Origin of the sequence: Aquimarina latercula DSM 2041, from assembly GCF_000430645.1 — a bacterium.
Taxonomy (GTDB): domain Bacteria; phylum Bacteroidota; class Bacteroidia; order Flavobacteriales; family Flavobacteriaceae; genus Aquimarina; species Aquimarina latercula.
Map to the genome: position 1 here is coordinate 206,679 of NZ_AUMK01000011.1, position 22,451 is coordinate 229,129.

The window sequence follows — 22,451 nt, forward strand, 5'->3', positions numbered from 1 at the left end:
CTGCTGCTATCATGAATAGATGAAATATTGATTTTGAAAAGGACAATTTTATTCGTTTATAATGCGGATTCCAGTAGTTGGAATAAATATTTGGATTTTGCTCATAAGATAATAAGCCCATCCACGTATTCTTGTGACCTTTGTAATTTGACTCATGGGAATTTTTTGGAAAAGAAAGTCTGGAAAGTATTTAGAGAGAAATCTTCAAATACAATGATTTTTTCATATAAAAATGAATTTTTGAAAAAGCATAAAAAACCTAAATACCAAGAGCTTATATTTCCGGTAATCTTAGAGCAAAAAAAGAGTGGATTAGAAATTCTGGTTAAATCCGAAGAATTAAAATCTATTAAATCGGTAGAAGATCTAATAGAAATTCTTAGTGTTAAGCTAATCTAAGATTTAGCGACTTGCTGATTGATTTCTTCTATGTAATTTAGTACTTCTTCTTTGCCAAGTCCAGATGAAGAGGAGGTGATAAAATAATTAGGCATTTCTTCCCAATATTGTAACATTTCATTTTTGTACGCTTCAATATTGCTTGGTAACTTAGTTTTTGTGAGTTTATCAGCTTTAGTAAAAATTATGGAAAAAGGAATTTGATTCTCTCCAAGCCACTGCATAAATTCTAAATCAATTTTTTGTGGCTCATGTCTCGAATCTATTAATACGAATGCAGATACTAGTTGCGTTCTTTTAGAAAAATATGCAGTAATAAACTTCTGAAATACTTTTTTAGATGATTTAGAAACTCTTGCGTAGCCATATCCTGGTAAATCTACCAAAAACCAATTTTTATTAATTAGAAAATGATTTATTAATTGAGTTTTTCCGGGTCGACCAGAAGTTTTTGCTAGACTTTTTCGACTGGTTAGCATGTTAATTAAAGAGGATTTACCAACATTTGATCTTCCTATAAAGGCATACTCTGGCAAATTGTTTTTAGGACATTTCGCTACATCGCTGTTACTCATTACAAATTCAGCACTGCTAATCTTCATAAATTTTGTTGCTTAGAAATTACGTTCTTTAAGCCAGGAATGTAATAGAGTGTTAAATTCCTCAGGGTGTTCCATCATAGCGGCATGTCCACACTTGTCAATCCAGTAAAGGTCAGAATCTGGTAATAGTCTATTGAAATCGTCTGCAACTTCTGGAGGAGTAACATTATCGTTTTTACCCCATATGATACATGTTGGCGTCTTCATATTAGGAAGATCTTTAGCCATATTGTGTCTAATAGCACTTTTTGCAATAGCAAGTGTTCTAATTAACTTATTTCTATCATTAACTGTTGCGTACACTTCATCAACAATTTCTTTGGTAGCGATTGCAGGGTCATAAAAAACATTTTCTGCCTTAGCTTTAATGTATTCATAGTCACCACGCTTAGGATAACTTTCTCCCATGGCACTTTCATATAGACCTGAGCTCCCTGTAATTACCAAAGCTTTAACTTTTTCAGGAAACATCTTAGTACATAATAATCCTATATGTCCCCCAAGAGAATTTCCTAAAAGAATTACTTCTTTGTATCCAAGTTGATCGATAAAATCTTTAAGGTATTTAGCAAAAGTACCTACGCTGGTTTTTATCAACGGCATTTCATACAAAGGAAGTTCTGGTATCAATACTTTGTATCCATTTTCTGGAAAATAATTACTTACACCATCAAAGTTACTTAAACCGCCCATAAGTCCATGTAAAATAACTATTGGCGTGCCTTCTCCGAGTTCCAGATAACTAAATTTTCCGTCTTTTTTTAATTCGTGCTTCATTAATAGTTCTTACAAGAATTAAAAGCAAATATAGCATTTTCATAATTAGTTTGAAGATTTTTTATCAATAGTGCGATATGATTTTTTTAGTTTTTTTTAATCGGTCATTTTTTTTGATCCTGAATACGTCAAAACCAAGATTTTATAGCTAAAAGAATATTCTGTTGATTAACAAAATATTAATGTTGATCCATGCTTCTTTGACTGGTTTTTGATGACAACTTATTAACAATGTGGTAGATTGTGGTAAAAAGTGGTAAATTTTTCAATATATTTGACTAATTATAGAGGTAAGAAAGAAAAAGTGGTAAATCTTATAGGTACATACGAATGTAAAGCAGATGCTAAGGGGCGTCTGATGATACCTGCAGCTTTTAAAAAACAACTTTCACCTGTTTTGCAGGAGGGGTTTGTGCTAAAAAGAGCTGTTTTTCAGCCTTGCTTAGAATTGTATCCGATGGAAGAATGGAATCTTCTGATGCAAAAGATGAATAAGTTAAACCGCTTCAAAAAGAAAAATAATGATTTCATCCGAAGGTTTACGGCAGGAGTTAAAGTTGTTGAAATAGATTCAACAGGGCGCCTTTTGATACCAAAGGATTTAGTCAGTTTTGCTGGGATTACTAAGGAGTTAGTGTTGTCATCTGCTGTCAATATTATTGAGATATGGGATAAAACTCAATATGAAAAAGTGATAGATGATACCGCTGTTGATTTTGCAGATCTCGCAGAAGAAGTAATGGGATTAGATGATGAAACAGATGGAATATCATAACCCGGTTTTACTAAAAGAAACCGTTGATGGTCTTGCGATAAAACCAGATGGTGTATATGTGGATGTCACCTTTGGGGGAGGAGGACATTCTAGAGAGATTTTAAAGAGATTAGGAGTAAATGGTAAATTATATGCTTTTGATCAAGATAAAGATGCGTTACTAAATGCAATCGATGATGATAGATTTGTTTTAATTAATGAGAATTTCAGGTTCATTAAACGTTTTCTGCGTTTTTATGGGGTTAAAAAAGCAGATGGAATCTTAGGGGATTTTGGAGTTTCCTCTCATCAGTTTGATGTTGCAGAAAGAGGATTTTCTACCAGATTTGAAGCTGACTTGGATATGAGGATGAATCAAGATGGCGAATTATCGGCTTATCATGTGATTAATGAATATGATGAATCAGACTTAAGAAAAATGTTTTTGCAGTATGGAGAATTAAGAAATGCTCCTAAACTAGCTAGAGCAATTGTTAATTCTAGGAACGATAAACCGATTAAAACTAGTGCGGAGCTAAAAGAGGTGTTGAAACCTTTTATGGTTAGACATAAAGAACATAAGATTTTAGCACAGATATATCAGGCTATAAGAATAGAAGTAAATCAAGAAATAGAGGTTCTTAAGGAGTTTCTTATACAAACGGAAGAAGTATTAGGTAAAGGAGGAAGAATAAGTTTGATATCATATCATTCTTTAGAAGATAGATTAGTAAAGAGGTATATCAGAAGCGGATTATTTGAGGGAGAACCAGAAAAGGATTTGTATGGTAATGTGTCAGTTCCTTTTAAGAAAGTAGGAGGTTTGATTGTTCCAAATGAAGAAGAAATTAAAATAAATAATAGAGCGCGAAGTGCTAAACTAAGAATAGCAGAAAAGATTTGAAGCAAACGGTATACGATATATTAAAAGGAAAATTTCTTATTGCTGATGATGCGATGAAGAATTGGCGTATGCTACTCTTTTTGTCGTTTTTGGCAATTATTATGATTGCTAGTTCGCATAATGCAGAAAGTAAAGTTCATGAGATTGCAAAACTTAATAATGAAGTTAGGGAGTTAAGAACGCAATTTGTAGATGGACGAACAGAATTGATGCAGTTAAAAATGGAATCTTCTGTAATCGAAAAAATGACAAAAAAAGGAATTAAAAGACCAACGAAACCACCACAAAAAATAATAGTAAAAAAGTAAGTTGTTTTGGCAGTAAAGGATAAGAACATATTAAATAGATTATACTTCATTTCGGGGTGTATGTTCATCTTCGCAATTTTGGTTTTGGTAAAGCTTGTGAAAACACAATTTGTAGAAGGGGATATGTATCGTGCAAAAGCAGAGGAGCGTGTTTTTAGAACATTTGATATACCTGCTAATCGCGGTAACTTATATGATAGTAAAGGTAATTTATTAGCTACATCAGTACCTAAGTATGATATTAGATTTGATGCTGTAACGGTTACGGATAAGGATTTTAGAGAGAATATTAAGGAGTTGTCTATAGCATTAGCAAAAGAGTTTGGAAGATCATCAGAATATTATGATGATAAATTAAGAAGAGCAAGAGATAATAAGAATAGATATTTTTTAATAAAAAGAAATTTAGGATATTCTCAATACATAAGAGTTAAAGGTTTTCCTCTCTTTAAATATGGGGCTAATAGAGGAGGGCTTATTGTAGAACAACGCACGATTCGTGAACATCCGATTGGAAAAATAGCAGAACGAACGGTAGGTTATGAGCGCCAAGATGAGCAAGGGTATTATACTAGAGTTGGATTAGAGGGTGCATACGGTCCGTTTTTAAGAGGGAAAGAAGGGAAGCGTAAAAAGCAAAAAATAGCAAAAAATCAATGGAAACCTATTGGTGATGCTAATGAAGTGGAACCTCAAGATGGGTATGATGTGATTTCGACAATTGATGTTAATGTTCAGGATATTACTCACCATGCCTTGTTGGCTCAATTAGAGAAATTCGAAGCGGAGCATGGAACTGTAGTTGTTATGGAAACAAGAACAGGAGAGATTAAAGCAATCTCTAATCTCGGACGAACAAAATCTGGGAAGTACTATGAGAAGCTGAATTATGCGGTTGGAGAATCACACGAACCAGGTTCTACCTTTAAGTTGATGGCAATGGTAGCAGCCTTAGAGGATAAGGTTATTGATTCTAGTTATATAGTAGATACAGAGAATGGTCGTGTTAAGTTTTATGATAGAGTTGTAAAAGATTCTAAATGGGGAGGGTATGGTAAGATATCAGCTGCAAAAGCATTTGAATTATCATCCAATACAGCTTTTGCTAAGATTATAGATGCAAATTATAAAGATGATCCAAAGAAATTTGTAAACCGATTAATGAATATGGGATTACATAAAACATTGGGACTATCTATTAAAGGAGAAGGTAAGCCAAAGATTCCATATCCAGGTGATAAAGATTGGTACGGTACTACATTGCCTTGGATGGCTCATGGATATGGAGTAGCTGTAACTCCTCTGCAAACATTAGCTTTTTATAATGCTATTGCAAATGACGGAGAGATGGTGAAACCTAGGTTTATAAAAGAAGTAAAAGCTTGGGATAAAACCAAAGAAAGATTTGATAAGGAAGTTCTTAACTCAGCAATATGTTCTAAAGAAACAGCAAAGATTGTTCAGGAGATGATGAGGAATGTTGTAGTGAGAGGAACTGCTGATAATATACATACAGAGAGTTTTCAGATAGCTGGAAAAACAGGGACTTGTTGGGGTAATTATGGAAAAGATAAGGAAAGAGAATATATATCTTCTTTCGCTGGATATTTTCCAGCAGATGATCCTAGATATTCTTGTATTGTGGTTATTCATAAACCAAATAAAGAAAAAGGGTATTACGGAAATATAGTGGCAGCGCCTGTATTTAAAACCATTGCTTTAAAAGTGTATAATGATATACCTGTAATTGATGAAGTTTCTGCTAATATCGTAGAAAGTGAAGAGATATCTGAGAGTTATGAGGAGTACTTTCAGAAAGCAAGAAAGTATAAAACCATAATGCCAAATTTAAAAGGAATGCCGGCGATGGATGTAATTTCTCTTTTAGAAAATATGGGATTAAAAGTAGAGGTAAAAGGCTCTGGTAAAGTGAAAAGTCAATCAATTGAACCAGGCACTAAAGTAAAAATAAATCAAACTATTAGGGTAGAATTATCGTGATCGAATTAAAAGATATTTTATATAAAGTTTCTATGAATGCCGTTGTTGGAAACACAGCAACGAGTATTAATAAGGTAGAATTTGATTCTAGAAGAATTGAACATGACGATGTTTTTGTAGCAATTAAAGGAACTGTTTTAGATGGTCATGATTATATAGAGAAAGCAATCAATCAAGGAGCTATTGCTATTGTATGCGAAACCATGCCGGAATTTTTGGTAGATGGTTTGGTGTATGTTCAAGTAGAAGACGCTCAAAAGGCACTTGCTATTATTGCTGCTAATTATTATGGATCTCCTTCAGAAAATTTAAAACTTGTTGGAGTAACGGGAACTAATGGAAAAACAACTATTGCTACATTATTGTATCAGCTTTTTAAGAAAGCAGGTTATAAAGTTGGTCTCTTGTCTACGGTAAAAATTTTAGTAGATGATACCCCATATAAAGCGACACATACTACGCCGGATTCTTTGACTATCAATAAATATTTAAAGGAAATGAATGATACTGGAGTTGAGTATTGTTTTATGGAGGTAAGTTCTCATGGAATTGATCAAAAACGTACATCTGGATTGGTTTTCGAAGGAGGAGTATTTACAAACCTTTCACATGATCACCTGGATTACCACAATACTTTCAAAGAATATAGAGATGTGAAGAAAGTATTTTTTGATGAGTTAAGTAACAAAGCATTTGCTTTAACTAATAAGGATGATAAGAATGGAAGCTTCATGCTTCAAAACACAAAAGCAAAACAATATACTTATGCTCTTAAATCCTATGCGGATTTTAGAGGGCAGATTCTTGAAAATAGTCTTGGAGGATTGTTGTTAAAAATAAATGATAATGATGTTTGGACGAAACTAATAGGAAGCTTTAATGCATATAATCTTCTTGCAATTTTTGGAACAGCAGAATTGCTAGGGTTAGAAACATTGGAGACTCTACAGTTATTAAGTGATCTAGAGAGTGTTAGTGGTAGATTTCAATATTTGATTTCTAGTAAAAAAATTACAGCTATAGTAGATTATGCTCATACTCCAGATGCGCTTAAAAATGTTTTGGAGACTATCAATGACATCCGTACTAATAACGAAACTTTGATTACGGTAGTAGGTTGTGGAGGAGATAGAGATAAAGGAAAGAGACCAGTAATGGGTAATATCGCTACAACATTAAGTAATAAGGTTGTTTTTACTAGTGATAATCCTAGAACGGAGAATCCTGAGCAGATTATAGAAGATATAGAAAAGGGAGTTGAGCCGCAGAATTATAAAAAAATAATATCTATTTCCGATAGAAAACAAGCAATAAGAACTGCTTGTCAGTTTGCCGAAGAGAATGATATTATTTTAATAGCAGGAAAAGGTCATGAAACCTATCAGGAAACTAATGGAGAACGGATAGATTTTAATGATTTCGAAATAGTAAAAGAAGAACTAAAAAAAATAGGAAAATAAATAAATCCTTTGCATTAAGTCTGATTTGAATTAGGGTAAAAGGTAAAGATACATATGTTATATTATTTATTTCAATATTTAGAAAATGAGTACCAGTTTCCTGGAGCATCTTTGTTTCAGTTTATCACATTTAGAGCTGCCATGGCAATTATTTTATCGCTATTGATCTCTACTATATATGGTAAACGTATCATTGATTTTTTGAGAAAAAAACAAATGGGGGAAAGTATCAGAGAGCTTGGGTTAGAAGGGCAAGCAGAAAAAGCAGGTACGCCAACAATGGGTGGGATAATAATAATTTTAGCCACACTTGTTCCTGCATTACTTTTTGCTAAGCTGGATAATATCTATATCATTTTGTTGATTATTACAACTTTATGGATGGGTGTTATAGGGTTTACTGATGATTATTTAAAAATTAAAAAGAAGGATAAAGAAGGTTTAGCAGGTAGGTTTAAAGTTATCGGTCAAGTCGGTCTAGGTCTTATCGTAGGCTGTACAATGTATTTCCACGAAGATATCACTATTAAAGAAGAGAAACCTGGAGCAGATATTGCACAAATTACTAATGTAGATGGAGAATCGGATTTTAATCCTGCATTTAAATCTACAAAAACTACAATTCCTTTTTTTAAGAATAATGAATTTGATTACTCAAGTTTAATTACTTGGATTAGCCCTGATTTAGGTAAGTATGCTTGGTTGGTGTTTATACCAATCGTAATTATTATTGTGACAGCAGTGTCTAATGGCGCTAATCTAACCGACGGAATTGATGGGTTAGCAGCGGGGTCATCTGCAATTATTGTGCTCACACTAGCATTGTTTGCTTGGGTATCTGGTAATATCGTCTTTTCGGATTATTTAAATGTTATGTATATACCAAATTCTGGTGAAATGACCATTTATATTGCTGCATTTGCCGGTGCTTTAGTAGGTTTCTTATGGTATAATACATATCCAGCTCAGGTCTTCATGGGCGATACGGGGAGTTTAACAATAGGAGGAATAATAGCTGTGATCGCGATTGCTATCAGAAAAGAGTTTTTGATCCCTATTGTATGTGGAATCTTTTTTATAGAAGTCGTATCTGTAATGATGCAAGTGAGTTGGTTTAAGTATACAAGAAAAAAATATGGGGAGGGACGTAGAATATTTCTAATGTCACCATTGCATCATCACTATCAGAAAAAAGGAATTCATGAAAGTAAGATTGTAGCTAGATTTTGGATTATTGGAATCTTTCTGGCAATTATAGCGGTGATTACTTTAAAAGTTAGATAAGGTGAAAAGACTAGTTGTATTGGGAGCAGGAGAAAGTGGGGTTGGAACGGCTATTCTTGGTAAAAAAGAAGGGTTTACGGTATTTGTTTCTGATAAAGGAATAATTACAGATCATTATAAAAACGTTCTTAGAAGTTTTGAAATTGAATGGGAAGAGCAAAAGCATACAGAAGATAAAATTCTTACTGCCGATGTAGTCATGAAAAGCCCTGGAATCCCGGATAAGGTAGAGTTGATAAAAAAACTACATCAAAATGGAGTTCCAGTAATTTCAGAGATTGAATTTGCTTCAGAATTTACATCTGCAAAAATTGTAGGTATAACTGGAAGTAATGGAAAAACTACCACCACAATGCTTACACATCATGTGCTTAAAAATGGAGGGATAGATGTGAATATAGCAGGAAATATTGGAGATAGTTTTGCTAAACAAGTTGTAGAACATGATGCTCCATGTTATGTGCTAGAACTAAGTAGTTTTCAGCTTGATGGTATTAAAGATTTTGCGCCTCATATTGCTGTACTGACTAATATAACTCCTGATCATTTGGATAGATATGATTATAAATTTGAGAATTATATCGCTTCAAAATTTAGGATTACGATGAATCAAACAGAGCGGGATTATTTTATTTATGATGGAGATGATGAAGTAATCAAAAAGTATATAGAAAAACATCCTGTTCGTTCAAGATTGCTACCATTTTCTTTAAGAAATAAAGTAGAAAATGGAGCGTATTTGGAAGGAGAAAAAATAACAATAACAATAGACAACAACGAATTTACTATGCCAACAAAAGATTTAGCATTAAAAGGAAATCACAATGTGAAAAATGCTATGGCTGCTGCCACTGTATCACAATTATTGAAAATAAGAAAGACTACTATACGAGAATGTCTTGAGAATTTTCATGGAGTAGAGCATCGATTAGAGAATGTATTGAAAATTAATAATGTTCAATACGTGAATGATTCGAAGGCCACAAATGTTAATGCTACTTTTTATGCATTAGATGCCATGAAGTCTGCGACAGTTTGGATAGTTGGAGGTGTTGATAAAGGAAATGATTATACAGAGTTGTATCCTTTGGTTAACGAAAAAGTAAAAGCAATTATTTGTCTTGGAGTAGATAATTCTAAAATAATTAATGCTTTTGGTAATTGCGTAGATAATATTGTAGAGACGCAGTCTATGAAAGAAGCTGTGAATATGGCGTATAAGATTGCGGAACGAAACGAAAATGTTTTATTATCGCCTGCTTGCGCAAGTTTTGATCTTTTTAAAAACTATGAAGAACGTGGTAGACAGTTTAAAGAGGCAGTTCGAGAATTGTAATATTAAAATAATAGAAATATAAAGTGACAAAGGTTTTAAGAAATATAAAAGGGGATAAGGTAATATGGGCAATCGTTGCTCTGTTGGCATTATTTTCGTTTCTACCTGTTTATAGTGCGAGTAGTAACTTAGCATATTTATATGGGAATGGAAACACCTTTGTGTTTTTGGTAAAGCATTTTGCACATTTGCTTTTAGGGTTTGGAATTATGTATTGGGTCCATAAGATCCCATATCATTATTTTAAAGGACTTTCGATTATTATGTTGCCAGTTGTTGTAGTCTTGTTGTTGTTTACTATGGCTCAGAATAATACTATCGGAGGTGCTAATGCAAGTAGATGGATTCGTTTGCCATTTGTTGGTGTTACTTTTCAAACTTCCACCTTAGCTGCGGTTGTGTTGATGGCTTATGTGGCGAGATATTTATCTAAAATAAGAGATAAAAAAATAACTTTTAAAGAGTCGTTAATACCGCTTTGGTTGCCTGTATTTGTCATTTTGATGTTGATTTTACCTGCTAATTTTTCTACTGCTGCCATTATTTTTTCTATGGTAATCATGTTGGTTTTTTTGGGAGGATATCCAATGAAACATATTGTGGTTGTATTAGGAACAGGTTTGTTAGCACTAACATTCTTTATTCTTACCGCAAAAGCGTTTCCGGATGCTTTTCCTAATAGGGTTGATACTTGGGTAAGTAGAGCAGAAAACTTTTTTAATGATAAGGATACGCCAGAAGATTATCAGATAGAACGAGCAAAAATAGCTATTGCAAGAGGCGGAGTAATAGGTCAAGGTCCTGGCAAAAGTGTGCAAAGAAATTTTTTGCCACAATCTTCTTCGGATTTTATTTATGCAATTATTATAGAAGAGTGGGGATTAGTTGGAGGAGTTTTTCTAATGTTTCTTTACTTAATGTTGTTGTTTAGATTGGTTATTGTCGCCCATAAAAGTGAAGATGTTTTTGGGAAATTATTAGTAATAGGTGTAGGATTGCCCATCGTATTTCAAGCATTAATTAATATGGCCGTTGCTGTAGAATTATTTCCAGTTACAGGTCAGACCCTTCCTTTGGTTAGTAGCGGAGGGACATCAATTTGGATGACTTGTATGGCAATAGGTATGGTGTTAAGTATAAGTAGTAAAAGAAGTGTGTCAGAAGAAGAAGGAACTACTGATGATACTGTAAAAGATAATCTAGATACTAAAGAACAAAACCCGTTAGAGGTGTTGAGCGAAGCAATATGAAACAACAACCAAGAATCATATTATCAGGTGGAGGAACAGGAGGACATATTTATCCTGCAATTTCTATAGCTAATGAATTAAAGGCTAGGTACCCAGAAGCGGCTATATTATTTGTAGGAGCTAAGGATCGTATGGAAATGCAAAAGGTTCCAGAAGCGGGTTATGAGATAGAGGGATTGTGGATAAGTGGTATCCAACGTAAATTATCATTGAGTAATTTGTTGTTTCCTTTTAAGTTGTTGAGTAGTCTTTGGAAATCAAAAAAGATTATTAAAAAGTTTGCTCCTGATGTAGTAATAGGTACAGGTGGATTTGCAAGTGGACCTTTGTTAAAGAAAGCAAATTCAGCAAAAATCCCAACAGTGCTTCAGGAACAAAATTCTTATCCAGGTATTACGAATAAATGGTTAGCAAAAGGGGCTAATAAAATATGTGTTGCTTACGATAATATGGATCGCTTTTTTCCTAAAGATAAAATAGTGAAAACAGGCAATCCCGTTCGGCAAGATTTGTTAGAAATTAAAAGTAAAAGAGAGAATGCGATTGTTAAATATAATTTAGATTCTGAAAAGAAAACAATTTTGGTGATCGGAGGAAGTCTTGGAGCTAGGAGGGTGAATCAATTAGTAGAGAAAGAATTGATGTTTTTTGAGGAAAAAGGAGTTCAAATACTTTGGCAATGTGGAAAGTTGTACTACGATGAATATAGAAAATACGATGGTAATAAAGATGTTCAGGTTCACCAATTTCTAGATACCATGGACTTGGCATATGCGGCAGCTGATGTAATTGTTTCTAGAGCCGGAGCTAGTTCTGTTTCAGAATTATGTATTGTAGCAAAACCAACTTTGTTTATTCCTTCTCCAAACGTAGCTGAGGATCATCAGACTAAAAATGCTGATGCAATCGTAAGTAAAAATGGGGCTAAGATGTTAAAAGAAATTGAGCTAGATGAAAAGTTTCAGAAAACTGTTTCTCAATTACTGTCATCAGAGGCAATGCAAATTAAGTTAACACACGCAATAAAAAAAATGGCATTACCAAATGCTACGAAAGATATAGTTGATGAAATAGAGCAACTAATTAGAAAAGATAATGGTTAGGTTGAATAATGAGTAAAGAACTAAAAGATATAAAGAATATATATTTTATCGGTATCGGTGGTATCGGTATGAGTGCGCTTGCTCGATATTTTAAGTTTTTAGGAAAAAATGTGGCAGGGTATGATAAAACCTCCACACAAATAACATCAGATTTAGAAGATCTAGGAATTTCTATTCATTTCGAAGATGATATCAAGGCAATTCCAGACTCATTTTTAAATGTTAAGGAAACATTGGTTGTCTATACTCCTGCAATTCCTATTACTCATTCAGAATTAAATTATCTAAAGAGTAATGATTTTGTAATTAAAAAGAGAGCAGAAGTTTTAGGTGTTATTACGCAAGGAACGTATACGTTAGCAGTGGCTGGAACTCACGGAAAAACAACAACCACTGCTATTTTAGCACATTTATTAAAAGAGAGTGGAGCAAAAGTTACCGCTTTTTTAGGCGGCATAAGTGAGAACTATAATTCGAACCTAGTTCTAGAAGGAAATGATGTGGTAGTGGTAGAAGCAGATGAATTTGATAGGTCATTTTTACAGTTGTATCCAGATGTTGTAGCTGTTACCTCTATGGATGCTGATCATCTTGATATTTATAAAGAAGCAAATGCATTAGAAGAATCCTTTATTGAGTTTTCTTCTAGAGCTAAGGATCATCTTTTAGTCTGTAATGGTTTGCCTTTATCGGGCAGTACATTTGGGGTAGAAGATGGAGCTGATTATTGTGCTCAAAATATTAAGATTGATAATGGAACCTATATTTTTGACTTAAAAACACCAACTCAAGTTATTAAGGATTTGCATTTAAACCTGCCAGGTAAACATAACTTGTTAAATGCTATCACAGCCTTTGCTATGGCAATGCTTTACGGCTCCCCGACCGCTGCCTTAGCAAAGGCTTTATTTTCATTTAAAGGAGTTCAAAGACGTTTTAGTTATCAAATTAAATCCGATGATCTTGTATTTGTAGACGATTATGCACATCATCCTACAGAGATTAATGCACTACATCAAGCGATAAGAGAAATGCATCCTGGAAAAAAAGTTTTGGCAATTTTTCAACCACATTTGTTTACCAGAACAAAAGATTTTGGATTAGAGTTTGCAGAAAGCTTAGGGCAATTTGATCAATTATTATTGTTAGATATATACCCTGCTAGAGAATTGCCAATAGAGGGGGTGACTTCAGAATGGTTATTGGAAATGATACATCTCGACGATAAAAAATTAGTAAAAAAGAATCATTTAGTAGATGAAATTTTGAAAAGTAATGCTCAGGTGATTACCACAATTGGAGCAGGAGATATAGGAGAAGAAGTAAGTGTTATAAAAGAAGCATTGTTGACGGTATGAAGAAGATTTTGACATACGCAAAGTTTATTGGTCTCGTTGGATTGATCATATTTCTTTTTGCTTTTACAGGGGGTAGAAACGAGAAAAGAAAGATAAAAGAAGTAGAAATAGAATTCGTTGAAGAACAGAATCCTTACATAAATGAATTAACGGTTAATAAATTGTTAATACAAAATCAGGTAGGGGTGACGGATGTAGGTAAAGAAATTTTAGTTTTGAATATTGTAGAGAAGGGGCTGGATACACACAAAATGATAGAAGATTCAGATGTGTATCTTACAGTAAACGGGCAACTTAAGGCGAGAATTAAACAGCGTACTCCAATAGCTAGGGTAAATGCGGTTATTCCTTTTTATGTTGATGTTACTGGAAATACGATGCCATTATCGGATAATTATTCAGCTCATGTTCCTCTAGTAAGCAATGTTTCAGAACGAGAAGTTTCAGAAGTTTTTCCATTATTACGAAAAATTCAGAAAGATGAGTTTTTAAAAAAACACGTAGTGAGTGTTTATCGAAATGTAAGCGGACATTATGAATTAGGATTGCGTGTTTATGATTTCGACGTAGTTTTTGGAAAAATTGAAAATTTAGGTAGTAAGGTTAGAAATTTTAAAGCCTTTTATCAAAAAGCTTTAAAAGATAAAAGCTTAGAAAAATATAAGAAAGTTAGTTTACAGTTTAGGAATCAAGTTGTGTGTACAATAAAATGATACCAATATGGCAAGAGAAGAACATGAAATAGCGGTAGGATTAGATATAGGAACAACTAAGATTGTTGCTATGGTCGGGCGGTATAATGAGTATGGAAAGATGGAAGTTTTAGGTGTTGGTAAGTCCAAAAGCCTTGGGGTACATCGTGGTGTAGTAAATAATATTACACAAACAATACAATCTATACAACAAGCGGTTCAGGAAGCAGAAAGTGTTTCTGGAGTAAAAATAAGTGAAGTAACAGTAGGAATAGCTGGTCAACACATAAGAAGTTTACAGCATAGTGATTATATCACACGTCCTAATGCAGATGCGGTTATTGATGAAGATGATATTGATACACTTTGTAATCAGGTTCATAAACTGGTAATGCTACCAGGAGAAGAAATATTGCATGTACTTCCGCAAGAATATAAAGTCGATGGGCAGGCAGAAATAAAAGAACCTGTTGGAATGTATGGTGGGCGTTTAGAGGCTAATTTCCACGTGGTAGTTGGTCAGGTAACTTCTATTCGTAATATCGGAAGGTGTGTCAAAAGTTCTGGATTAGAATTATCGGATGTTACGTTAGAGCCGCTAGCTTCTGCAAACGCTGTGTTAAGTCAAGAAGAAAAAGAAGCAGGTGTAGCATTAATTGATATAGGAGGTGGAACTACAGATCTAGCAATTTTTAAAGATGGAATTATACGTCATACAGCGGTTATACCGTTTGGAGGGAACGTAATAACCGAGGATATAAAAGAAGGTTGTTCCATTATAGAAAAACAAGCAGAACTGCTTAAAATTAAATTTGGATCTGCTTGGCCAGGAGAAAATAAGGACAATGAAATAGTTTCCATTCCAGGATTAAGAGGAAGAGAACCAAAAGAGATTACGTTAAAAAATTTATCTAAAATTATTCATGCCCGTGTAGTGGAGATTATAGAACAGGTTTTTTTAGAAATAAAAAATTATGGTCATGAGTCACCAAAGAAAAAGTTAATTGCAGGAATTGTATTAACAGGTGGAGGATCACAATTAAAACATCTAAAACAACTAGTAGAATATATAACAGGTATGGATACCAGAATTGGATATCCAAATGAGCATTTAGCAGGTAATAGTGATCCAGAAACTACAAGTCCAATGTATGCGACAGCAGTTGGTTTGGTTATGGATAGTCTTGTACATATTAGTAAACAGAAAAAAGCAGCGGTAAAAGAAGCTGTAGTAGAAGAGGAGCAGAAAAAAGAAACAGCAACTATTGAGGGAGAAGGTATCGAGGAAGAAAAGCCAGTAGTTGATAGCAGACCTAGAAAAAATATTCTGGAGAAATGGACGGAAAAGTTCAAGGAGTTTCTTGATAACGCAGAGTAAAACCGAGCGTTGAAGATGTAGATAAGTAAGCCTCTTTTTAGAATAAAAAATTAAGATATTTAAAAATAAAAGTAAGAGAACAAGAAAATTAGCAATTATGAGTGACAACGAGGAGTTCGAAAACATTTCTTTTGATTTACCCAAGAATCAATCAAATGTAATTAAAGTTATTGGAGTTGGAGGAGGTGGTAGTAATGCCATTAATCATATGTTCCAGCAGGGGATCAAAGGAGTTGATTTCGTTATTTGTAATACAGATGCGCAAGCATTAGAAAATAGTCCTATTCCGAATAAGATACAGTTGGGAGTGTCTCTTACAGAAGGATTAGGAGCTGGTGCAAATCCAGAAGTGGGTGAGCAATCAGCTGTAGAGAGTTATGAAGAGATAAAACGAATGTTAGACACTAATACCAAAATGATTTTTATCACTGCTGGTATGGGTGGAGGAACAGGAACAGGTGCGGCGCCTATTATTGCTAAAATGGCAAGAGAGTTAGATATTCTAACGGTAGGGATTGTTACTATTCCGTTTCAGTTCGAAGGAAAAATGCGTAATGAACAAGCACAGTTAGGTGTAGAAAAACTTCGTGCGCACGTAGATTCTTTAGTTGTTATTAATAATAATAAACTACGAGAAGTATATGGTAACTTAGGTTTTAAAGCAGGTTTCTCTAAAGCAGATGAGGTATTAGCTACAGCATCTAGAGGAATTGCAGAAGTAATAACACATCACTATACGCAGAATATAGATTTACGTGATGCAAAAACAGTACTTAGTAATAGTGGTACAGCAATAATGGGGTCTGCTAATGCCTCAGGAGCTAAACGTGCTCACGATGCTATTGTAAAAGCATTGGATTCGCCATTACTTAATGATAATAAAATTACAGGAGCTAAAAATGTATTATTGCTAATTGTTTCTGGAAAAGAAGAAATTACTATTGATGAAATTGGAGAAATTAATGATCATATTCAACAAGAAGCTGGTCATGGTGCCAACATCATTATGGGAGTTGGAGAAGATGAGTCATTAGAAGATGCAATTTCTGTAACTGTTATTGCGACTGGTTTTGATGTAGAACAACAAGATGAAATTGTTAATACTGAAACAAAAAGAATAATTCATACATTAGAAGAAGAACAAAGAGCAACAACCCAAGATTTAACACCTAAATCAACTTCTAAAAGTACTCCTGAGATAACTCCTGTACCACAAAAAGAAGCGGTTAAGGAAGAACCGATAATTATTAAACATGAGTTAATAGAAGAAGAGGAAGAGGACATTAATGAATCTTTGTTATTACCGACAACAGAATTTTTAAAGAATATAGATGTTGTAGATCATGAAGAGGTAAGCCCTTTCTCCGTAGATAGTGATTTTGTGATTATTAATGCTCAAGATATTATTAATCAAATAGAGGTTAATGACGCAAATGAAATAGCATTAGCTAAGGAAGAACAGGAGAAGGAGGAAGACCAATTTACATTGGCTTTTGATATGCCTGTAAGTGGAAATGAAGAGCAAAATATAGAAGCGATTGATCCTACACCTCCTGTTGTAAAACAGGAAGAAGAAGAAAAACCAATTGTTTTCGATCTAACAGATGATATTTTAGAAGTTGAGGTAAATGAACCTATAGAAGTAGTTCCAGTAAGCGAAACAGTAGCGGGAGGAGTTCGTAAGTATAGTCTTGAAGAGTACATGGAAGAAGAGAAAAGACTTACTGATGCTAAACCTGCAGCTGAGGTAATAGAGGAGGATAAGGAAGTAGCTTTTGAAAAGAAGACTGTTGCTCCAACTCCAGAACAAGAACCTTCAGAAAACGCTGATCCTGTAGATCAACCGATTTCAGAAACTCTAAAAGCTAGAGCTGCAGAACGCAGAGCTAAAATGAAGGAGTTTAATTATAAGTTTAGAAATAATGCTTCTAATATTGATGATATCGAAAAAGAACCTGCTTATAAACGTGCCGGATTAGATGTAGATTCTAAGCCTGGGTCGTCTGAATTGTCTAGAACTTCATTAGGTACAGATAGCAATGATGATATTCAATTACGAAAAAACAATTCCTTTTTACATGATAATGTAGACTAAGAATTAAAGAAATAGTTTTTAAGATAAACCGATAATCTAAAATGGATTATCGGTTTATTTTTTATCTTCGCAATCCAAAAGATTAAAACCACTAGTTATGAGTTTACAGGCCAAAGTAATGACAGCCATGAAAGAAGCGATGAAAGCCAAAGATACTAATGCTTTAACATCATTGCGCGCTATTAAATCTGCTATTTTACTAGCTCAAACCGAAAGTGGAGCAAAAGAGGAATTAACAGAAGATCAAGAGTTAAAACTACTACAGAAATTAGTAAAACAACGTAAGGATAGTGCAAGTATTTTTACCGAACAAGGAAGAGATGATCTTGCGCAACCAGAAATTGATCAAGCACAAGTAATCGAGCAGTTTTTACCTGAGCAAATGAGCGAGGAAGAAATAGAAAAGGTAATTGTAGATATAATTGCTAAAACTGGTGCTTCTGGTATGAAAGATATGGGAAAAGTGATGGGAATGGCGTCCGGACAATTAACTGGTAAAGCTGATGGAAAAACGATCTCTACTATTGTAAAAGCTAAGTTGTCTTAAAAAAATAATGGGCCCAGTGGCGCAACTGAATAGCGCATCAGATTTCGGCTCTGAGGGTTGGGGGTTTGAATCCCTCCTGGGTCACTCGACAGGACAAGTTCGAAATTATCGAATTTTGTCCTGTTTTTATTTTGTCTAAGATGTTATTTTTCAATAATATATCTTCAAGAACTATGTTTAGTTTAGGGGTTCGACACTCATTTTTTGAAAAAATTAGTTTTTCTGAAAATGTCGAACCAAGTATCATTTGTTTTCCTTCCCAAGTCGCCCTGTCGTAGAGTTCTTTGAGGTTCTCAAAAACTTTTAGCGCTATTTTAATTCGCTTCATAAATCCGGCTCCAAAACTTTTTAGCTCATTATATTCATATTCTAAATCAGCTATTTTTTTTACATATCTAGCTTTTCCTTTTTCAAAAGTTACCAAATCGATAGTACCTTGAAAAAGTTTGTCTTCTGCATTATCTATTATCTCCTTTAATCCTTGAATTTCTTCTTTTAATTTATTCATTTTCCGTGTTCTCACTTTTTTGTCCTCTCCAAATTTCTCTTCAAACACATCGTAGTATAGCTCACTCATTCCTTTATCTATGGTGCACTTCTCCATCATCTTATCAAACATTTGATGGGCATCTTTTACTTTCAATCTTTCTCTGCAACCTAGCCTACAGTGGTAATAATAATATTTACCTCCGTGCCTTCCAGTTGAGGCGCTACCTGTTAAAGGTCTACCACATTTAGAACAAGTAATATGCCCTCGTAATGGCAGATTTTCATCTTTTGTAGACCATTCCTTTGTTTTTCTTTTCCTGCCTTTTAATATATCCTGCACTCTCCAGAAAAGATCGGGAGAAACAATTGCATCGTGTAATCCTTCTGCAAAAAATTCATCTTCATCTTTATAAGCAGGCACCTTCACTTTACCAATATAGACTTGATTCCTTATTAACAAATGAAAACGTGATCGGGATATTTTTAACCCTTTTTTATACATCATCCTGCGGACTTCATCAGCTGGAAGACCTTTGGTCATTAATGTAAAGGCTTCTTCAATTAATGGCGCTTTTTCCGAATGAATAAGAGATGCTTTTCCAAGTGGAGTCCGTTGATTTTTAAATCCAATTGGAGCGGTTGAAGTCCAGCACCCTTCCTTATTTGCTCTTCTTGAACCTTCTGTTGTTCGAATGGATATTTTGTCGTTCTCTACCTCTGGAACAGCCAGATATATAGCTAACATAATCTTATTGTCTGGTTGATCAAAATCCAAGGGTTGCTCAATAGAGTTCACCTTGATCCCCATTTTTCTAAGCATAGCTATTACCTGGTATGCTTCTCCAGTATTTCGAGAAAATCGATCCCATTTGGTAAAAATAATTTCATCCACCAGTTTTCTGTTCACTTTGCAGTATTCCATTAATTTAATCCACTCTGGTCGATTAAACGTTTTGGCAGAGTAATCCTCTTGGAAGTGTTGTATAATATTTTTGTTCTTAATTTGAGAGTAACGCTCGAGTACTTCTTTTTGATAAGGAAGACTAAATCCATGATCAGCTTGATCATCTGTTGAAACCCTTGTATAAATAATTACGTTGTTCATTTTTTAGCTTTTTTTATAGTGTGATTTAACTCTACATCTACAAGAAGATACAATTGCTCCCTGATAGCTACGATCTCCTTATCTGTATATTTTTTTCCGTATTTCTCTAATTTTTTTCTGCAATGTTCAATTGATAACATTTTATATACAATTCGTGGTATTCTGCTTCACTGGCAGTCATAACACGGGTGTGTATTGGGTTGGCTTTCATTGGCCACGATACGTTATTTATATTTCTATTTTACTACTTTTCTTCGTTCTCTTCGCTGAACACAAACGATTTGCCCATTGTGTTGCTTGATCTCAAAATTTTGGTATTTCCCGCTTTTAAGGAGTGCCTTTACATCATCAATACTAAATTTCCCATCTATTTCTTCTACACCTTCTAATCGGGTGATTTTACCGTCCTGTTGCGTAATATTGATATACTTATAGGTTTTGGAGCGGATGATATGTAATACTTGTATTTCCTCTATGGATAATCCTGCAAATTCATCGAAATCCGGAACTTCATACACATCGGATAAGGTATCCTTTATTTGCTTGTTTAGGGATATTGCCGTATGATTCTGGATTTCTGCTGATTTTAATTTATCCAGATATACTAAATCATTTACTATTAATAATTCTTCAGTATCGGTAAGTATAATATACACGGGCACATTGGTTTGAATGACGTGGGCTATATAATATTCTAGGGCAGGATAAGAAATCCCATTTTCTGCTTTTACCATAGCGAAAATCCCCTTTTTACATTTTTTGATCCGATTGGCTTCAATCTGCATCTTTCTTAAATCACCGATGATGCTAATCCAGATAAGATCCACCACGCTAAAGTAATTTCGGTGTCCGGATTTTTGATTTTCGCGATGATCTTCTAAGAGTCCTGTTTTTCTCCAATGTACTAAGACTCGTTTACTAATGTCTCCCACCTCTTTAATTCCGAACTGTTTTTCATTTAATAATAAATGATACATGCGGTAATCCAGAGAATGTTGTTCTGTATCCATATCTGTGTTTTTATAATCCAACACAGCGAATATAAATAAAATAAGTTACAATATTGTAACTTATTTTATTTTTTTAACAAAAAAGAATTTAATTATAGTAGTTTTCTACCATAGGTTAGCTATTGTGTACTGTTTTAGCAAGCCCTTCCAGTGTTGTGTTATAGCGTTTTAGGGTTTCTATTTCACTGTCCTTAGCAGCAATAGTTGCTTTGGTAGCTTTTAATAAATCTTCTAATAGATCAATTTTCACATGGTGCATTGCTGCATTTGTGTTGTGGTTATCGGTGGGCTGTATTTCTTTATTAGCGGTGGGTTTGTAATTTTTTCTAATCTCGGTAAAAGCTAAATCAAAAAAGGAGTCTAAAGCTCCCAGCGCTTTTTCGTAGGGAATTCCTATTAAGCGTTCAATGGTTGTCTTTTTAAATTCGTTTAGCTTCTCACTAATTTGATCACAGGTGGTGTATCCTTGTTCTTTTAACTCTTCTAAAAAGAAGGTAATTTTATTTGTGATAAAAGTATCGATTCCATTTTCATTGATATTGGATAAAAAATTATTCGGGTCATGTTGCTCAAAGGAAAAGGTAAAGGTTTTGTTTTTGTCATAAAAATATCCGATCTCTATATTGAAGTGTTCTGCAAAAGCAATCATGACTAAATGCGGCAGGTGTTTTTCTCGATCTCTTACATTCTTTACAATCGTTTTATTAGTTGGATAAATAATCCCTCCTATTCCGTGGTCACTAATATGTTTTGTGTTCTTATTCTCTTTATAAGCTGCCTTAATCTGATCCACAGCAAGAATAAATTGATGATCAATACAGTCTAAAGCGGGATGATTTTTCATAATTAAAGTATTTTTTACTTTTTTTATTAAAGTTAGTTTGTTGTAAATCTGTAAATTACAAAATAAAAGTATTTTTTACTTCTTTTTATTAGTGTAATTCAATTATTATTCTATAAATTTGACCTAAACAAAAAGAGGATCACATATTTTATGAGTTTAGGGATAAATAAAAAGTATTTTAAACTTTTATTTCGATGTCAAAAGTAACTAATTTTTTTGTATTCGTCAAAAAAGTATTTTAAAATAAGTTAAAATTTAACCCTAAAGTAACCCAGTAAGACACCTTTCTGGTACACTATGCTCTTGCAATATTGCTTTTCACAAACAGGAATCATCAATCCTTAAAAAACGAACTATGTATAGCGAAGACGATATTCAGAGGGTGCTTCATAGGGTTCGGCAGAATTTTGCCAATCCTTTACAAAAAATCAGGCAACAAACAGGACTTAGTAGAAGTACGATCCATCGTTATTTTTCAGGAACGCCTGTTCGGCAGGATACTGCAGATATCATTTTTGCAAGCTGTCTGGAGCTTCTCGATGCGCATCAGAAGCGTCAATTGTACTTAAAAAAAGAAAGTACACGAATTTTACAAACGCAATTGGAATTTGAGAGCGTAAAGCATCAAAAATAGGATGTATCACACAGCTAATTTGGGGAAATAGCATGAAAATCACACTTATTAAAAACCAGCGGGCTACTACTATTTGCGATCACTTTATTAAAAGTAAAGATGGTCACTCGCCCAGTGTAGC

General features: G+C 33.9%; 21 protein-coding genes and 1 tRNA gene. 17 read left to right on the top strand and 5 right to left on the bottom strand.

Going from position 1 to position 22,451, the window contains the following annotated elements; translation table 11 throughout:
• Positions 1-33 precede the first annotated feature (33 nt).
• Complete coding sequence (locus H526_RS0111325; RefSeq protein ID WP_027393109.1) at positions 34-399, top strand: hypothetical protein; 366 nt, start codon at positions 34-36, stop codon at positions 397-399.
• Here H526_RS0111325 and yihA read toward each other — a convergent pair.
• Both yihA and H526_RS0111335 read right to left on the bottom strand, forming a co-directional pair.
• Positions 396-1,001, bottom strand: a complete 606-nt coding sequence (gene yihA / locus H526_RS0111330; RefSeq protein ID WP_027393110.1) for a ribosome biogenesis GTP-binding protein YihA/YsxC — start codon at positions 999-1,001, stop codon at positions 396-398. The genes H526_RS0111325 and yihA overlap by 4 nt on opposite strands.
• A 12-nt stretch (positions 1,002-1,013) precedes the next feature.
• On the bottom strand, positions 1,014-1,778 hold the full coding sequence (locus tag H526_RS0111335; protein WP_027393111.1) for an alpha/beta fold hydrolase: 765 nt from the start codon (positions 1,776-1,778) through the stop codon (positions 1,014-1,016).
• Positions 1,779-2,082: 304 nt separating this feature from the next.
• Here H526_RS0111335 and mraZ point away from each other — a divergent pair, with 304 nt between their 5' ends.
• The 15 genes from mraZ to H526_RS0111410 all read left to right on the top strand — a co-directional run bounded on the left by mraZ (position 2,083) and on the right by H526_RS0111410 (position 18,332).
• Positions 2,083-2,553, top strand: coding sequence for a division/cell wall cluster transcriptional repressor MraZ (gene mraZ, locus H526_RS0111340; RefSeq protein ID WP_027393112.1), 471 nt, complete (start codon positions 2,083-2,085; stop codon positions 2,551-2,553).
• Positions 2,540-3,436, top strand: coding sequence for a 16S rRNA (cytosine(1402)-N(4))-methyltransferase RsmH (rsmH, locus tag H526_RS0111345; protein ID WP_027393113.1), 897 nt, complete (start codon positions 2,540-2,542; stop codon positions 3,434-3,436). Before mraZ ends, rsmH begins: the two co-directional genes overlap by 14 nt.
• Complete coding sequence (locus H526_RS0111350; protein WP_027393114.1) at positions 3,433-3,744, top strand: FtsL-like putative cell division protein; 312 nt, start codon at positions 3,433-3,435, stop codon at positions 3,742-3,744. Before rsmH ends, H526_RS0111350 begins: the two co-directional genes overlap by 4 nt.
• Positions 3,745-3,804: 60 nt before the next feature.
• Positions 3,805-5,745, top strand: a complete 1,941-nt coding sequence (locus tag H526_RS0111355; RefSeq protein WP_081415606.1) for a penicillin-binding protein — start codon at positions 3,805-3,807, stop codon at positions 5,743-5,745.
• Complete coding sequence (locus H526_RS0111360; protein WP_027393116.1) at positions 5,742-7,205, top strand: UDP-N-acetylmuramoyl-L-alanyl-D-glutamate--2,6-diaminopimelate ligase; 1,464 nt, start codon at positions 5,742-5,744, stop codon at positions 7,203-7,205. Before H526_RS0111355 ends, H526_RS0111360 begins: the two co-directional genes overlap by 4 nt.
• A gap of 54 nt (positions 7,206-7,259) precedes the next feature.
• Positions 7,260-8,489, top strand: a complete 1,230-nt coding sequence (mraY, locus tag H526_RS0111365) for a phospho-N-acetylmuramoyl-pentapeptide-transferase (protein WP_027393117.1) — start codon at positions 7,260-7,262, stop codon at positions 8,487-8,489.
• Position 8,490: 1 nt separating this feature from the next.
• A complete protein-coding gene (gene murD / locus H526_RS0111370; RefSeq protein WP_027393118.1) occupies positions 8,491-9,825 on the top strand; it encodes a UDP-N-acetylmuramoyl-L-alanine--D-glutamate ligase in 1,335 nt (444 codons plus the stop codon).
• A gap of 23 nt (positions 9,826-9,848) precedes the next feature.
• A complete protein-coding gene (locus tag H526_RS0111375) occupies positions 9,849-11,075 on the top strand; it encodes an FtsW/RodA/SpoVE family cell cycle protein (protein WP_027393119.1) in 1,227 nt (408 codons plus the stop codon).
• The gene (gene murG / locus H526_RS0111380; protein ID WP_027393120.1) at positions 11,072-12,178 is read left to right on the top strand and encodes an undecaprenyldiphospho-muramoylpentapeptide beta-N-acetylglucosaminyltransferase; all 1,107 of its coding nucleotides are present in this window, start codon (positions 11,072-11,074) and stop codon (positions 12,176-12,178) included. Before H526_RS0111375 ends, murG begins: the two co-directional genes overlap by 4 nt.
• An 8-nt stretch (positions 12,179-12,186) precedes the next feature.
• Positions 12,187-13,536, top strand: a complete 1,350-nt coding sequence (gene murC / locus H526_RS0111385) for a UDP-N-acetylmuramate--L-alanine ligase (RefSeq protein ID WP_035085262.1) — start codon at positions 12,187-12,189, stop codon at positions 13,534-13,536.
• Complete coding sequence (locus H526_RS0111390; protein ID WP_027393122.1) at positions 13,533-14,249, top strand: cell division protein FtsQ/DivIB; 717 nt, start codon at positions 13,533-13,535, stop codon at positions 14,247-14,249. Before murC ends, H526_RS0111390 begins: the two co-directional genes overlap by 4 nt.
• A gap of 7 nt (positions 14,250-14,256) precedes the next feature.
• A complete protein-coding gene (gene ftsA / locus H526_RS0111395; protein WP_027393123.1) occupies positions 14,257-15,606 on the top strand; it encodes a cell division protein FtsA in 1,350 nt (449 codons plus the stop codon).
• A gap of 97 nt (positions 15,607-15,703) precedes the next feature.
• The gene (gene ftsZ / locus H526_RS0111400) at positions 15,704-17,701 is read left to right on the top strand and encodes a cell division protein FtsZ (protein ID WP_027393124.1); all 1,998 of its coding nucleotides are present in this window, start codon (positions 15,704-15,706) and stop codon (positions 17,699-17,701) included.
• A gap of 97 nt (positions 17,702-17,798) precedes the next feature.
• Entirely contained in the window at positions 17,799-18,248 is a 450-nt protein-coding gene (locus tag H526_RS0111405) for a GatB/YqeY domain-containing protein (protein ID WP_027393125.1), read from the top strand.
• Positions 18,249-18,258: 10 nt separating this feature from the next.
• Positions 18,259-18,332, top strand: a tRNA-Arg gene (locus H526_RS0111410).
• Here the strand turns inward: H526_RS0111410 and H526_RS32645 are convergent.
• The 3 genes from H526_RS32645 to H526_RS0111425 form a co-directional block, all read right to left on the bottom strand.
• Entirely contained in the window at positions 18,286-19,842 is a 1,557-nt protein-coding gene (locus tag H526_RS32645; RefSeq protein WP_425387475.1) for a recombinase family protein, read from the bottom strand. The genes H526_RS0111410 and H526_RS32645 overlap by 47 nt on opposite strands.
• 236 nt (positions 19,843-20,078) lie before the next feature.
• Positions 20,079-20,852 carry a hypothetical protein gene (locus H526_RS0111420; RefSeq protein WP_035085279.1) on the bottom strand — a complete coding sequence of 258 codons (774 nt, stop codon included), beginning with the start codon at positions 20,850-20,852 and terminating at the stop codon, positions 20,079-20,081.
• 115 nt (positions 20,853-20,967) lie between these two features.
• Complete coding sequence (locus H526_RS0111425) at positions 20,968-21,696, bottom strand: hypothetical protein (protein WP_027393127.1); 729 nt, start codon at positions 21,694-21,696, stop codon at positions 20,968-20,970.
• Positions 21,697-22,051: 355 nt separating this feature from the next.
• On the opposite strand from H526_RS0111425, the gene H526_RS0111430 reads away from it, so the two are divergent.
• The gene (locus H526_RS0111430; protein WP_027393128.1) at positions 22,052-22,330 is read left to right on the top strand and encodes a hypothetical protein; all 279 of its coding nucleotides are present in this window, start codon (positions 22,052-22,054) and stop codon (positions 22,328-22,330) included.
• Positions 22,331-22,451 lie beyond the last annotated feature (121 nt).

What these genes read in the sequence shown, in the direction of transcription:
- H526_RS0111355 (WP_081415606.1), top strand. Translation starts at nt 3,805, where the DNA reads ATGTTCATCTTCGCAATTTTGGTTTTGGTAAAGCTTGTGAAAACACAA.
- H526_RS0111390 (WP_027393122.1), top strand. Translation starts at nt 13,533, where the DNA reads ATGAAGAAGATTTTGACATACGCAAAGTTTATTGGTCTCGTTGGATTG.
- mraY (WP_027393117.1), top strand. Translation starts at nt 7,260, where the DNA reads ATGTTATATTATTTATTTCAATATTTAGAAAATGAGTACCAGTTTCCT.
- H526_RS32645 (WP_425387475.1), bottom strand. Translation starts at nt 19,842, where the DNA reads ATGAACAACGTAATTATTTATACAAGGGTTTCAACAGATGATCAAGCT.
- yihA (WP_027393110.1), bottom strand. Translation starts at nt 1,001, where the DNA reads ATGAAGATTAGCAGTGCTGAATTTGTAATGAGTAACAGCGATGTAGCG.
- murC (WP_035085262.1), top strand. Translation starts at nt 12,187, where the DNA reads ATGAGTAAAGAACTAAAAGATATAAAGAATATATATTTTATCGGTATC.
- ftsZ (WP_027393124.1), top strand. Translation starts at nt 15,704, where the DNA reads ATGAGTGACAACGAGGAGTTCGAAAACATTTCTTTTGATTTACCCAAG.
- ftsA (WP_027393123.1), top strand. Translation starts at nt 14,257, where the DNA reads ATGGCAAGAGAAGAACATGAAATAGCGGTAGGATTAGATATAGGAACA.
- H526_RS0111425 (WP_027393127.1), bottom strand. Translation starts at nt 21,696, where the DNA reads ATGAAAAATCATCCCGCTTTAGACTGTATTGATCATCAATTTATTCTT.
- murG (WP_027393120.1), top strand. Translation starts at nt 11,072, where the DNA reads ATGAAACAACAACCAAGAATCATATTATCAGGTGGAGGAACAGGAGGA.
- H526_RS0111430 (WP_027393128.1), top strand. Translation starts at nt 22,052, where the DNA reads ATGTATAGCGAAGACGATATTCAGAGGGTGCTTCATAGGGTTCGGCAG.
- H526_RS0111405 (WP_027393125.1), top strand. Translation starts at nt 17,799, where the DNA reads ATGAGTTTACAGGCCAAAGTAATGACAGCCATGAAAGAAGCGATGAAA.
- H526_RS0111335 (WP_027393111.1), bottom strand. Translation starts at nt 1,778, where the DNA reads ATGAAGCACGAATTAAAAAAAGACGGAAAATTTAGTTATCTGGAACTC.
- H526_RS0111420 (WP_035085279.1), bottom strand. Translation starts at nt 20,852, where the DNA reads ATGGATACAGAACAACATTCTCTGGATTACCGCATGTATCATTTATTA.
- rsmH (WP_027393113.1), top strand. Translation starts at nt 2,540, where the DNA reads ATGGAATATCATAACCCGGTTTTACTAAAAGAAACCGTTGATGGTCTT.